Annotated in this window: 11 protein-coding genes and 1 pseudogene; 1 reads left to right on the top strand and 11 read right to left on the bottom strand. The window is 54.6% G+C overall.

Annotated features, from left to right (window positions below):
- Positions 1-5: 5 nt before the first annotated feature.
- From pheS to thrS, 5 genes are all read right to left on the bottom strand, one after another.
- Positions 6-1,043: a phenylalanine--tRNA ligase subunit alpha gene (pheS, locus tag B9Z49_RS11890; RefSeq protein WP_108353662.1), complete on the bottom strand. Its 1,038-nt coding sequence runs from the start codon at positions 1,041-1,043 to the stop codon at positions 6-8.
- A gap of 111 nt (positions 1,044-1,154) precedes the next feature.
- A complete protein-coding gene (gene rplT, locus B9Z49_RS11885; RefSeq protein ID WP_108353661.1) occupies positions 1,155-1,517 on the bottom strand; it encodes a 50S ribosomal protein L20 in 363 nt (120 codons plus the stop codon).
- A 25-nt stretch (positions 1,518-1,542) separates the two neighbouring features.
- Positions 1,543-1,746, bottom strand: coding sequence for a 50S ribosomal protein L35 (gene rpmI / locus B9Z49_RS11880; RefSeq protein WP_026039701.1), 204 nt, complete (start codon positions 1,744-1,746; stop codon positions 1,543-1,545).
- Positions 1,747-1,882: 136 nt separating this feature from the next.
- The gene (infC, locus tag B9Z49_RS11875; RefSeq protein WP_108353660.1) at positions 1,883-2,482 is read right to left on the bottom strand and encodes a translation initiation factor IF-3; all 600 of its coding nucleotides are present in this window, start codon (positions 2,480-2,482) and stop codon (positions 1,883-1,885) included.
- An 85-nt stretch (positions 2,483-2,567) separates the two neighbouring features.
- Positions 2,568-4,487 carry a threonine--tRNA ligase gene (gene thrS / locus B9Z49_RS11870; RefSeq protein ID WP_108353659.1) on the bottom strand — a complete coding sequence of 640 codons (1,920 nt, stop codon included), beginning with the start codon at positions 4,485-4,487 and terminating at the stop codon, positions 2,568-2,570.
- A 263-nt stretch (positions 4,488-4,750) separates the two neighbouring features.
- On the opposite strand from thrS, the gene B9Z49_RS11865 reads away from it, so the two are divergent.
- Complete coding sequence (locus B9Z49_RS11865) at positions 4,751-6,985, top strand: NADP-dependent isocitrate dehydrogenase (protein WP_108353778.1); 2,235 nt, start codon at positions 4,751-4,753, stop codon at positions 6,983-6,985.
- A gap of 144 nt (positions 6,986-7,129) precedes the next feature.
- Here B9Z49_RS11865 and B9Z49_RS22240 read toward each other — a convergent pair.
- From B9Z49_RS22240 to aceA, 6 genes and pseudogenes are all read right to left on the bottom strand, one after another.
- Positions 7,130-7,346 (bottom strand): annotated as a pseudogene (locus B9Z49_RS22240) (isocitrate lyase); the annotation flags it as partial.
- Between the two features lie 68 nt (positions 7,347-7,414).
- Positions 7,415-8,338, bottom strand: a complete 924-nt coding sequence (locus B9Z49_RS11855; protein ID WP_108353658.1) for a ribokinase — start codon at positions 8,336-8,338, stop codon at positions 7,415-7,417.
- A 2-nt stretch (positions 8,339-8,340) separates the two neighbouring features.
- Positions 8,341-9,273: a nucleoside hydrolase gene (locus B9Z49_RS11850; RefSeq protein WP_108353777.1), complete on the bottom strand. Its 933-nt coding sequence runs from the start codon at positions 9,271-9,273 to the stop codon at positions 8,341-8,343.
- A gap of 7 nt (positions 9,274-9,280) precedes the next feature.
- A complete protein-coding gene (locus B9Z49_RS11845) occupies positions 9,281-10,270 on the bottom strand; it encodes a tripartite tricarboxylate transporter substrate binding protein (RefSeq protein ID WP_108353657.1) in 990 nt (329 codons plus the stop codon).
- A gap of 15 nt (positions 10,271-10,285) precedes the next feature.
- A complete protein-coding gene (locus B9Z49_RS11840) occupies positions 10,286-11,329 on the bottom strand; it encodes an adenosine deaminase (RefSeq protein WP_108353656.1) in 1,044 nt (347 codons plus the stop codon).
- 328 nt (positions 11,330-11,657) lie between these two features.
- Positions 11,658-12,989: an isocitrate lyase gene (gene aceA / locus B9Z49_RS11835; protein WP_108353655.1), complete on the bottom strand. Its 1,332-nt coding sequence runs from the start codon at positions 12,987-12,989 to the stop codon at positions 11,658-11,660.
- Positions 12,990-13,213 lie beyond the last annotated feature (224 nt).

The following is a 13,213-nucleotide window of genomic DNA, read 5'->3' as shown; positions in this document are numbered from 1 at the left end:
GGGAATTACTGGAACTGGCTCAGGAAGCGCACATCGCCGTCAAAGAACAGGCGCAAGTCGTTCACGCCGTAGCGCAGCATGGTGAAACGGTCCATGCCCATGCCAAAGGCAAAACCAATGAAGCGCTCGGTGTCCAGGCCCATGTTGCGCACCACGTTCGGGTGCACTTGGCCGGAGCCGCCCACTTCGAGCCAGCGACCGGCCAGCGGGCCGCTTTGGAACTGGATGTCGATCTCGGCGCTGGGTTCGGTGAAGGGGAAGAAGCTCGGGCGAAAGCGCAGCACCAAGTCGTCGCTCTCAAAAAAGGTACGACAAAAATCTGTGACCACGACTTTGAGGTCCTTAAAGCTCACGTTCTCACCAATCCACAGGCCTTCACACTGGTGAAACATGGGCGAGTGGGTCGCGTCGCTGTCTACGCGGTAGGTGCGACCCGGTGCAATGACACGGATTTCGGGCATGGCCTGACCGGCATCAATTTGGTTGCGGTAGCGCTTGACGTGCTGCACTGCATGGCGGATTTGCATGGGGCTGGTGTGCGTGCGCAGCAGGTGACCGCCTTCCACATAGAAGGTGTCATGCATGGAGCGGGCCGGATGGTCTTCGGGTGTATTCAGCGCGGTGAAGTTGAACCAGTCGGTTTCGATCTCGGGGCCTTGGGCGACTTCGAAGCCCATGGAGCCAAAAATGTTTTCGACGCGCTCCAAAGTAAGTGAGACGGGGTGCAAACCGCCGACATTGGCACTGCGCCCTGGCAGCGTCACATCGAGCGCTTCCGCTTTGAGTTGCGCTTGTAATTCTGCATCGGCCAGCGCCTGACGGCGGTCGTTCAAAGCCGTCTCGATCGCCTGCTTGGCGATGTTGATGGCGGCACCGCGGGTTTTCTTGTCGTCCACGCTCAGAGCGGCCATGCCCTTCATCAACTCGGTGATGCGTCCGGATTTGCCAAGAAACTGGGCCTTGGCGTTTTCCAGGTCAGCAGGTGTCAGTGCCTGCACAAAACTCTGGCGGGCGGATTCGACCAGGGTGTCCAGCTCGTTCATGATTGGAATTTCGTAGGTGACAAAATAAAAAAGGGATTGAAGCTTTTGTGAGCCTCAATCCCTTTGATCGAGTGCGTGGCAAAGGCCCGAGAGCCCATGTCACTCATGAACTCAAGCTGCGGCCAGTTTGGCTTTGACTTGGGTCACGATGCCAGCAAAAGCGGCCTTGTCGTGCACGGCGATGTCCGCCAGCATCTTACGGTCGATTTCGATGGCAGCCTTCTTCAGGCCGTTGGCGAATTGGCTGTAGGTCAGACCGCATTCACGCGCAGCGGCGTTGATACGGGCAATCCACAACTGACGGAACACACGCTTTTTGGTGCGGCGGTCACGGTAGGCGTATTGGCCGGCCTTCATCACCGCTTGTTTGGCGATGCGGAAGACATTGCCGCGGCGACCGCGGAAACCTTTTGCAAGGGCCAAAACTTTCTTGTGACGGGCGCGCGCCGTTACACCACGTTTAACGCGAGGCATATTTATTCTCCTTGTTCGTCAGTGATTACAGGCCAGCCATCGGCAGCATTTGTGCGATGTGACCCATATTGGTCTCATGCACAGACACCGAACCGCGAAGGTGGCGCTTGTTTTTGGTGGTCTTCTTGGTCAGGATGTGACGTTTGAAGGCTTGGCCGCGTTTAACGGTTCCACCGGGACGAACACGGAAGCGCTTTTTGGCGCTGCTTTTGGTCTTCATCTTGGGCATGTGAATGCTCCTTTAATTGTGCTCGTGAGGCGTCTGCAAAAAATTTGCAGCCTTGTTGGCCCCGAGCCACTTTTAACAAAAGCCGCCCTAAGGCAGCTTTTGATTCAACAAGCCCGAAAGCCGGTCAAATTCTTTTTCAAGCCGATTCTGCAGGTGCAGAAATATCTGCAGTTTTACCACCCACAGCAGGCTTTTTACGGCCAGGCGCGATCATCATGATCATCTGGCGGCCTTCCAGTTTGGGAAACTGCTCAACGATGATCGAATCGGCCAAATCGTCCCGAATTCGGTTCAGCAGTGCCAATCCCAACTCTTGGTGGGTGATTTCACGACCACGGAAACGCAAAGTGATTTTGCACTTGTCACCATCGGTCAAAAAACGGCGAATGTTGCGCATCTTGATGTTGTAATCACCGTCGTCCGTACCCGGGCGGAACTTGACTTCCTTGATGTCAATGACCGTTTGCTTGGCTTTGGCTTCTGCCGCACGCTTTTGCTCTTGGTACTTGAACTTGCCATAGTCCATCAGACGGCACACAGGCGGTATGGCGGTGGCGGCAATTTCAACCAAGTCCACATCCATTTCACCAGCAAGACGCAAGGCCTCTGCAAGTGACAGAATGCCCATGGGTTCATTTTCAGGGCCGGAAACACGGACTTCAGGGGCCATGATTTCACGGTTCAAACGGTGTTTACGTTCTTCGCGTTGGCGACGATCACGAAATTCGGTAGCGATGACTCAATCCTTTACGGAAAAAACTGCAAAAAGCAGCCCATCCATCTTTGTGCCCACGGGCCAAAGCTTGTGGCGAAACTCACCTTCAGGCTTTAGAAGCGATATCGGCAGCAATGAGTTCAATGAACGCATCGATCGACATCACACCGAGGTCTTTGTTACCCCGGGCGCGCACAGCGACGGTACCTGCTGCCTTTTCCTTGTCGCCAGCGACAAGGATGTAAGGCAGCTTTTGCAACGAATGCTCTCGTATTTTATACGTGATTTTTTCGTTGCGCAGGTCCATTTGAACCCTAAGGCCTTGATTTGACACCGAATTTTGCAATTTTGCAGCGATTTCACGACAGTAATCAGACTGTGCATCGGTGATGTTGAGCACCGACACCTGCAGCGGGGCAAGCCAAGTGGGCAAGGCGCCCGAGTGCTGCTCGATCAAAATACCGATGAAACGCTCCAAACTACCGACGATGGCACGGTGCAGCATGATGGGGCGATGACGCGAACCGTCCTCCCCTACAAACTCAGCATCTAAACGCTCAGGCATGTTGGGGTCAACTTGAATCGTGCCGCACTGCCATTCGCGTCCAATCGCGTCTTTCAAGGTGTATTCAATTTTGGGGCCATAAAACGCCCCCTCACCCGGCAAATACGAAAACTCGCAAGCCGAGGCACGCAAACCATCGGCCAATGCGGTTTCTGCTAAGTCCCAGCTTTCTTCCGAGCCAATGCGTTTTTCCGGCCGGGTGGAGAGCTTGTAGATGATGTCAGTAAAGCCAAAGTCTTTGTAGACGTTTTGCAGCAGTTTGGTGAAAGCGACCACTTCATCTTGAATTTGATCTTCGGTGCAAAAAATATGACCATCATCTTGGGTGAATGCTCGCACTCGCATGATGCCGTGCAAACCGCCCGAAGGCTCGTTGCGGTGGCACTGGCCAAACTCACCAAAACGCAATGGTAAATCGCGGTAGCTCTTAATGCCTTGCTTGAAAATGATGATGTGCCCCGGGCAATTCATTGGCTTCAAAGCGTAATCACGCTTTTCGGACTCGGTCACAAACATGTTCTCGCGGTATTTGTCCCAGTGCCCCGTTTTCTCCCACAGTTTTTGGTCCAAGATTTGCGGGCCTTTGACTTCAAGGTAGCCGTTATCGCGGTAAACGCGCCGCATGTACTGCTCCACCTCTTGCCAGACTGTCCAACCTTTGGGATGCCAAAAAACAGTGCCTGGAGAATGCTCGTCGATATGGAACAAGTCCAACTCGCGCCCCAGCTTGCGGTGGTCTCGCTTTTCAGCTTCTTCCAGACGGGTAAGGTACTGCTGCAAGTCATCTTTACTGGCCCAAGCCGTGCCGTAGACACGCTGAAGCATCTCGTTTTTGCTGTCGCCACGCCAATAAGCACCGGCGACCTTCATGAGTTTGAAGTGTTTGAGCTTGCCGGTGTTGGGCACGTGCGGGCCGCGACACAGGTCTTCGAAATCGCCTTCGCGGTACAGGCTGACCGCTTGGTCGGCCGGAATGCTGCCAATGATTTCCGCTTTGTAATGCTCACCTATTGCCTTGAAGTGGGCCACCGCCTCATCGCGTGGCAATTCACGACGCATCACAGGCTCGTCTTTGGCGGCCAGCTCGGTCATGCGCTTTTCAATCGTGACCAGGTCCTCAGGCGTGAAGGGGCGACTGAAGGAAAAGTCGTAATAAAAGCCGTTTTCAATGACGGGACCGATCGTGACTTGCGCCTCAGGAAACAAGGCCTTGACCGCATAAGCCAACAAGTGTGCCGTGGAATGACGGATCAATTCGAGGCCTTCAGGGTCCTTGACGGTCACTATGGCCAATTGGGCATTAGCGGTCATGCTGAAGCTGGTGTCGACCAGCTGCCCATTGACCTTGCCACCCAAGGCTGCCTTGGCCAAGCCAGCGCCAATAGAGGCTGCCACTTCTGCCACGGTGACCGGGCCAGGAAATTCGCGCAATGAACCGTCGGGAAGCGTGATCTGAACCATGAAATTGAATACAAAAACGCGGTCAATGACCGCGCTGAATAAAGGGGAGAGGCGTCAACAAGCTTTTATTTTCCCACAAATCCAAGCGGAAACAGGCTTGTTGGGCACTTGGCGTCGGGCTCGGTGGGTCGGTGAAGACTGCAGCAGATCGCTGTGAGATAAAAACCTTGAATGAAGTTGCCCATTTGTCAGGCGAATGTCGGCAGGCTTGGTTTAAGATGGTGGCTTCTCTTTTCATCCTGTAAAAACACACTACGATGACCATGCCTGAAGCACGCACCAAAATCATTTACACCCTGACGGATGAAGCGCCCCTGTTGGCCACCGCAGCCTTTCTGCCCATCGTTCGCACCTTCACTCAGCAGGCAGGCATTGAGGTCGAAACCAGCGACATCTCTCTGGCTGGCCGTATCCTGGGAGAGTTTTCAGATCACTTGAAGTCGGATCAAAAAGCCCCTGACAACCTGGCCGAGCTGGGCCGCCTGACTCTTCGCGCCGACACCAACATCATCAAGTTGCCCAACATCAGCGCCTCGGTTGGCCAACTCACAGCCGCCATCAAAGAACTGCAGTCCAAGGGTTACGAACTACCCGACTATCCGGACGCCCCTAAGAACGACGAAGAAAAGGCCATCAAGGCGCGCTATTCCAAATGCATTGGCTCGGCTGTGAACCCGGTGCTGCGCGAAGGCAATTCTGACCGCCGCGCACCCAAGGCCGTGAAGGAATTTGCCCGCAAGAACCCGCACAGCATGGCCGAATGGAGCCAAGCCTCACGCTCGCACGTCTCGCACATGCACGCAGGCGATTTTTACCATGGAGAAAAGTCCATCACGTTGGACCGCGCCCGAGAGGTCAAGATGGAGCTGATCACTAAAAGCGGCAAAACCATCGTCCTCAAGCCCAAAGTTTCGCTGCTCGATCGCGAAGTCATTGACAGCATGTACATGAGCAAAAATGCGCTGCTAGAGTTCTATGAGAAAGAAATCGAAGACGCCCACCAGACAGGCGTGATGTTCTCTCTGCACGTCAAGGCCACGATGATGAAGGTCTCCCATCCTATCGTTTTCGGTCACTGCGTGAAGATTTTCTACAAGGACGCGTTTGCCAAGCACGGCGCTTTGTTCAAGGAATTGGGCGTCAATGTGAACAACGGCATGGCCGACTTGTATGCCAAGGTGGCCACCTTACCTCAGTCCAAACAAGACGAAATAAAGCACGATCTGCACGCTTGCCACGAAGGCCGCCCTGAGCTGGCCATGGTCGATTCGGCCAAGGGCATCACCAACTTCCATTCCCCGAACGATGTGATCGTGGACGCTTCCATGCCTGCCATGATCCGCAACGGCGGCAAAATGTGGGGTGCCGATGGTCGCTTGAAAGACGTCAAGGCTGTGATGCCCGAATCGACGTTTGCCCGCATCTACATGGAGATGATCAACTTCTGCAAATGGCATGGCGCTTTCGACCCCAAGACCATGGGCACCGTGCCCAACGTGGGCCTGATGGCCCAACAAGCCGAAGAGTACGGCTCGCACGACAAGACCTTTGAAATCCAAGAAGACGGCGTCGCCAACATCACCGACATCAACACGGGCGAAGTGTTGTTGTCGGAAAACGTGGAAGTCGGTGACATTTGGCGCATGTGCCAAACGAAAGACGCGGCGATCCGCGACTGGGTCAAACTGGCCGTGACACGTGCCCGCAACTCCGGCATGCCCGTGGTGTTCTGGCTCGACCAGTACCGCCCACATGAAGCCCAGCTGATCACCAAGGTCAAGATGTACCTGCACGAGCACAACACAGCGGGTCTTGAAATTCAAATCATGAGCCAGGTGCGAGCGATGCGCTACACATTGGAGCGTGTGGTACGCGGCTTTGACACCATCAGCGCCACGGGCAATATCTTGCGCGACTACCTGACCGATCTGTTCCCGATCATGGAACTTGGAACCTCAGCCAAGATGCTTTCCATCGTGCCTTTGATGGCGGGTGGCGGCATGTACGAAACCGGTGCTGGGGGATCTGCCCCCAAGCATGTGCAGCAGCTGGTAGAAGAAAACCACCTGCGCTGGGACTCCCTAGGTGAATTCCTGGCCTTGGCCGTTTCGTTGGAAGACCTGGGCCTTAAGCGAGGTAACAAAAAAGCCGTTGTTTTGGCCAAAACCCTGGATGCGGCTACCGGCAAATTGCTGGACAACAACAAAAATCCTTCCCCAAAGACTGGACAGCTTGACAACCGGGGTAGCCAGTTTTACCTGGCCATGTATTGGGCGCAGGAATTGGCCGCTCAAACGGACGATCTGGCGTTGCAAAGCAAATTTGCACCGCTGGCCAAAACCCTGACCGAACAAGAAAAGAAAATCGTGAGCGAATTCAATGCCGTTCAGGGCCATGCTGTGGACATCGGGGGCTATTTTTTCCCATCCCAAGACAAACTCAAAGCCATCATGTGCCCAAGCGCCACTTTCAACGCGGCTTTGGCGGCAGCTGCCTGACGCCAGCGCCCCAAGCTTGAAAGTTCAAAGCCACCCTCAGGGGTGGCTTTTTTTATGAACTTTGACACAACGAAAAAACCATCTGACATTTTCGCATCGGATGGCTTTTGATCTAAGCGCCCTTTCAGACGACTTTCAATCAGATCAGTGGAACTGTTCTTCTTCAGTAGAACCTGTCAAGGCCTTCACCGAAGTCGAACCACCCTGAATCACGGTGGACACATCGTCAAAGTAGCCTGCGACGACTACCTGTTTGATGGGAAACGATGTTGCAACCCTTCTCACGGGCTGCGAACTCAGGCTTTTGCAACATTTCAGTGGCGTGCCCCATCACTTCGCCGTGGGCGTCTGCGAGAGCAAACTACAGGGTATTGAATTTGAAGAGAGTCCACCTGTCGAGAACATAACTCCAACAGCCCAAGCCCATTGTTAAATTCTGTGTAAAGTCTGGTAAGCGGCTAGGGCCTCATCAATATCTTCGGCCTTGGGTTGTGCCAGTTGCGCTCCTGGCCTCGTGCATGACAGGCCAGCGGCAACAAGACCTCGCATCAGCGCTTGTTCAAAAGACTGCTGACGAGCCAAGGCCGCAGCAAATACCCCCGAAAAGGTATCTCCAGCGCCCGTGGTATCAACCACCTTGACATTCATGGCCGGCAACATCAGGGGCTTCTCACCCGGCCGACACGCGATCAAGCCTTGACCACCCAAAGTGAGCACAACGCTAAATGAACAGCGCTGTGACAGGGTCTGCACCAAAACACCAGGGTCATTGGCGCTGATGCCCAAGATTTGGGTGGTCATGGTCAGCTCTGGCTGATTGACGATCAGTACATCCAGCGCCTGCAGCAAGTCGACCCCGAGAGGTTTGGCCGGAGCGTTGTTGAGCACCACAGGACAACCGAGTTGTCGCGCACGCAAAGCCAAAGCGGTATTTTGTGAATAATCGGTCTCCATCTGGAGCAGCAGAACATTGGCCCTGGCCAAAACTTCCGGTGGGACAAGGTCTGCACGCGCAGCCAGGTTCACGCCGGGTGCCACCACAATCTGATTTTCACCTTGACCATCCACCACAATGGCGGCGCAACCGGTTTGCCCCTTTAGACGCTGTATGTGCGACAAATCGACGCCTGCTGATATTAGCGCCTGCAAGGCCATTTCTGCCATAGCGTCGTTGCCAACTGCCCCGACCAAGGTGGTCGCAGAACCATCGAGGCGAGCCGCGTGGGCTTGGTTGGCCCCTTTGCCGCCCGGTGAGATGCGGTAGCCTTTACCCATGACGGTCTCGGCGGCCCGGGGTAAGACCTCGGTATCAAAGGCCATGTCGACGTTGATGGAGCCAAAAACCAACAGCATGATCAGAATGTTTGTCGAACCGCTTGCAGCACCGCATCGACAACCCTTGGGCCATCCGCCGTCATGGCGATCTCTGTATTGGGCAAGGCGCTCTGTCCGATGCGCCAATCGCAAACCGTCATGCCACGGGTAAAGCGACCTTGCAGTTCAATATCAACACGCGCGCTTTGAAAGGTGAACAATTCAGGCCGAAGGAGCCAGGCGGAGGTCACAGGGTCATAAAGCGGCATGGGAACACGGCCATCGGGATGCCGAATACGCTGATAGGCGTCTAGATAACCCGCCAAGCACATTGCTCGCTCACCAGGCCAACTCTGAACCTCCTGAACATGGGCTCGCTCAAGCAGCACCTGACGACAGACATTGAGACCAAACATGCGGCGCTTGAGGCCGGCTTGGTTGAACACCACATCCGCGGCTTCCGGATCTACGTAAATATTGAACTCTGCTGCAGGTGTATGGTTACCCCGCTCGGTAGAGCCGCCCATCAACACCAGTTCATGGATACGATCAACCAAAGCTGGCTCAGCTTGCAAGGTGCGTGCAATGTTGGTCAGCGGACCAATGGCCAGCACAGTAACTGGCTCTGGGCTGTTGCGCAATGCATTGCCAAGGGCCGTCACCGCGTCCAGTCCTTCAGCGGCCACTTGGATCTCCGGCAAGGGCATTCCAGTGGTTCGCATGCCCTGAGCGCCTAGCACTCGCTCGGCAGTCTCCAGCGGTGCGGACAAAGGGCGATCGCAACCCGCAAACACGGGCACCTTCAACCGGTAGTGATGACATATTCGTAGCGTATTGGCCAAGGCGACTGGCAGTGACGCATTGCCGGCGACCACCCCAACGCCCAACCAGCGCAGCCCAGGATGGGACGCCAGCATGAGCATCGTCATCCAGTCGTCAAACCCAGCATCTGTGTCAAGCCAAATTGAACGCACACCCACCTCAATCGCGCAAAGGGGTGACCTGCAAAATCTTGCCCATCTTGATGCGGTCCTGCTCAATGAAGCTGCTGAATGCGGCTGGCGGGCCGCCCCCGGGCAAAGCGCCCGCACGCGCTAAAGTTTCGCGTACCGCTTCGGACTTCAAAATTTCATCAACCTCATGGTTGAGCCGCTTGATCGTGGCCGCAGAAGTCTTGGCAGGTGCATAAAGTCCCGCCCAGCTCACCACGCTGAAGTTTTCCATCCCAGGGGTCTCTGCCACTGTCGGTACATCGGGCAACAGTGCCAAGCGTTTGCTGCCAGTTACCGCGAGAGGCTTGAGTGTCTTGGCCTGAATAAAGGGCGTCGCCGAGGCTGCTATCAGCATGCCAAGATCGACTTGCTTGCCAGCCACATCATTGGCGATTTGCCCACCACCCCGGTACGGGATATGTACCATGTGAAAGCCCGCGGCTTGCTTGATCATCTCGGTGCCCAAATGAGGCAGAGTGCCTATGCCGGATGAAGCATAAGAAAACTTGCCGGGGTTGCGCTTGGCCAGCGCCACCAACTCGCTCAGATTTTTGACAGGCATCGAAGGGTTGGTGACCAACACCATCGGTGCAGTATTGACCAGCACCACAGGTTGTAGATCCTTCAGCACATCAAACGTGTAATAAGGGCCACTCGGCGGTGCGTTGGGGTTCAGTGGCGAATCTCCTGCCATGAAGAAGGTATAGCCATCGGGTGCGGATTGGATCGCTCGCTGAAAACCAATGCTGCCACCAGCACCGGTCACGTTCTCCACAAGCACTTGCTGTTGTAGACGTTCCGAAAGACGCTGCGCCACCAAACGTGTGGTGCCATCAAGACTACCGCCTGCGCTGAAAGGCACAATGATTTTCAGCGGTTTTGTGGGCCATTCCTGCGCTGTGACAGGTGCCGATGCACTTGCAAACACCAAAACACTCAGCCAGGAAAAAATAACATTCGATCGTTTAAGACGTGACATGGAGATTTTGTAAAGTCAATGAGATAAAAGTTTAAGCGAAGTGCGAAGCTGGTCAAAACGAGCGGCCCACTCGATTCGCCATTGCGCACGCGTGGTCTGATCAATCCAGGCACTGTCCAGACCATTGTGCATACATAAGCGCAAAGCATCGAGATCGAAACCAAAGTCACGCACCATCTTCCCCCAAGCTTCGGTGGGGGTGACATGGTGCAAAGTGGGATCATCGGTGTTCGGATGCACGCGCAGCCCCAACTCACGCATGCGGCGAATCGGGTGATCAAGGGCCCAGCGCTCGGGTGCCAATGTGCGAAGGTAGTACGAGTTGGTCGGCACCACCGTGAAAACAAGCCCAGTGTCAATCGCCTGTTGAACCAGCGCCGGGTCATCCACAATGGTGTAGCCATGGTCAATGCGGTCAACCTGCAACTGCTCCATGGCACAGCGAACGTTGCGTGCAGGCAAACCAAATTCCCCCGCATGAGCCGTGGTGCGCAGACCTGCACGTCGTGCCATGGCATAGGCCTCGACAAAATGTTCGGGTGGGCCCAAAGCTTCCTGATAGTCAATACCTATACCGGGCACTTCATGCACTCGGTGCTCAATCACCCACTCCACCATTTGCCGGGCTGCATTGGCGCCAGCTTCACGGTCAATGGCTGGCACCAAGCGTCCGACAATACCGCAGTCATGCTGAGCGTCTTCGATGGCCCGGCGTATGGCAGCCAGCACAGAGGGATAACCCAAGCCATCGATTTGGCTGGTACCCGTTGGATTCCAAAAAAATTCGGAATAACACACCCCAAACGAAGCGGTGTCTTGCAAATACTCGTAGGTCAAGCGATAAAAATCGTCCGGAGTGGTCAGCAGCCAGCGGTCCAGTGCCCGCAACACACGCAACACGCCCACCGGCTTTTCTCCACGGGTATAAAAGGCCTCAATGTCCGCCTCCGACAGTGGCGCTTGAACCCGATCGGATAAAGCCTTCAGCGAGGCTCGCCGAACAAAATCAGTGAATGTCTGGCGTCTGACGGAACCGAGCAGATGGCAATGCAATTCCATCTTTGGGACCCTTTGCAGGAATTCTTCAAGTGCATCAGCATCAGCAACAGGCGTATTCACTGGCAATAACTTTCATGTGGAACGCAGTCAATCAATGGATCAGTCTATCATCCCGACTGACCAGTGCAATGCATTCAACACGTCAGATATATTGACTAACTGGCCAGTTCAATCTCATCAACGCGGATACTGGGAAAGCAGCGTTGAGCATGGCTATCCACCATCCAAAAAAGCCACCCAACACGCTCGTATCAGATGGCTTTTTAACCCACCAGGCACCCAACCAAGGGCACCCAATGTCAGAAGCAGCAGGGGGCGGCTTAGTTGCTCAGTGGAACTGCTCTTCTTCAGTAGAACCCGTCAGAGCCTTCACCGAAGACGAGCCACCCTGAATCACGGTGGTCACATCATCAAAGTAGCCTGCGCCTACTTCTTGCTGGTGCGACACAAAGGTGTAACCCTTGTCGCGTGCTGCAAATTCAGGTTCTTGAACCATGTTGACATAGTGCTTCATGCCTTCGCCGTTTGCATAGGCGTGTGCAAACTGGAAGGTGTTGTACCAGTTGATGTGGATACCGGCCAAGGTGATGAACTGGTACTTGTAACCCAGCGCCGACAGGTCTTCTTGGAACGAAGCGATCTGGCTGTCGTTGAGGTTCTTCTTCCAGTTGAACGATGGAGAGCAGTTGTACGACAGCAGCTTGCCGGGGCAAGCTGCGTGCACGGCTTGCGCGAATTCGCGGGCGAAGCCGATGTCTGGTACACCCGTTTCGCACCACACCAGGTCGGCGTAAGGGGCGTAAGCCACGCCGCGGCTGATGGCTTGCTCCAGACCGTTCTTGACGCGGTAGAAGCCTTCTTGTGTGCGTTCACCCGTAAGAAAAGGCTTGTCGTTGGCATCATGGTCAGAGGTAATCAGATTGGCCGCTTCAGCATCGGTACGGGCCAACACAATGGTGGATACGCCCATGACGTCAGCTGCAAAACGTGCAGAGATCAACTTCTCGCAAGCTTCATGCGTGGGCACCAACACTTTGCCACCCATATGACCACACTTTTTAACGGCCGCCAGTTGGTCTTCAAAGTGAACGCCAGCCGCGCCGGAGGAGATCATGTTCTTCATCAATTCGAAAGCGTTCAACACACCACCGAAACCGGCTTCTGCATCGGCCACGATAGGCAGGAAGTAATCGATGAACTCCTTGGAACCTGGCTCGATACCACGGCCCCACTGGATTTCGTCGGCGCGCTTGAAGGTGTTGTTGATGCGGCGGACCATAGTGGGCACCGAATCGTAAGCGTAAAGCGACTGGTCGGGGTACATGGTCTCTGAGGTGTTGCCGTCAGCGGCGACTTGCCAGCCCGACAGGTACACAGCCTCCAGACCAGCTTTGGCTTGTTGCATCGCTTGACCTGCAGAGATCGCGCCGAATGAGTTGACGTAACCTTTCTTGGCACCACCGTTGACTTTTTCCCACAATTTTTCTGCACCACGCTTGGCCAAAGTGTGCTCGATGGGCATGCTGCCGCGCAGGCGCACAACGTCGGCAGCGGAATAACCGCGCTTGACGCCCTTCCAGCGCGGGTTGGTCGCCCAGTCTTTTTCAAGGGCGGCAATTTGCTGTGCACGGCTGAGTTGTTGAGTGATGTCTGCTGGCATGGAAAACTCCTATAGTCAAGTTAAAAACTGGCAACGGTTCAGCGGGATCTGCCCCGTCATTTTTTTTCATCTTAACTCTTATATAAGACTATAATTTTATCTTATGTCTTATAGAAGACATATTTTTTTATGTTTAAAATCAACAGCTTGCATTAATATTTTTTCAATATGAAATATTGATTCATCATTCGGTATGGCCCGTCAAAATCAATTCATGAGATTTT

This window comes from Limnohabitans sp. 2KL-51 (assembly GCF_003063645.1).
GTDB lineage: Bacteria > Pseudomonadota > Gammaproteobacteria > Burkholderiales > Burkholderiaceae_C > Limnohabitans_A.
This window is presented reverse-complemented; position numbering and strand designations above follow the sequence as displayed.

Coding starts and splice junctions, on each gene's coding strand:
- pheS (WP_108353662.1), bottom strand. CDS start 1,043: ATGAACGAGCTGGACACCCTGGTCGAATCCGCCCGCCAGAGTTTTGTG.
- rplT (WP_108353661.1), bottom strand. CDS start 1,517: ATGCCTCGCGTTAAACGTGGTGTAACGGCGCGCGCCCGTCACAAGAAA.
- rpmI (WP_026039701.1), bottom strand. CDS start 1,746: ATGCCCAAGATGAAGACCAAAAGCAGCGCCAAAAAGCGCTTCCGTGTT.
- thrS (WP_108353659.1), bottom strand. CDS start 4,487: ATGGTTCAGATCACGCTTCCCGACGGTTCATTGCGCGAATTTCCTGGC.
- B9Z49_RS11865 (WP_108353778.1), top strand. CDS start 4,751: ATGCCTGAAGCACGCACCAAAATCATTTACACCCTGACGGATGAAGCG.
- B9Z49_RS11855 (WP_108353658.1), bottom strand. CDS start 8,338: ATGCTGTTGGTTTTTGGCTCCATCAACGTCGACATGGCCTTTGATACC.
- B9Z49_RS11845 (WP_108353657.1), bottom strand. CDS start 10,270: ATGTCACGTCTTAAACGATCGAATGTTATTTTTTCCTGGCTGAGTGTT.
- B9Z49_RS11840 (WP_108353656.1), bottom strand. CDS start 11,329: ATGGAATTGCATTGCCATCTGCTCGGTTCCGTCAGACGCCAGACATTC.
- aceA (WP_108353655.1), bottom strand. CDS start 12,989: ATGCCAGCAGACATCACTCAACAACTCAGCCGTGCACAGCAAATTGCC.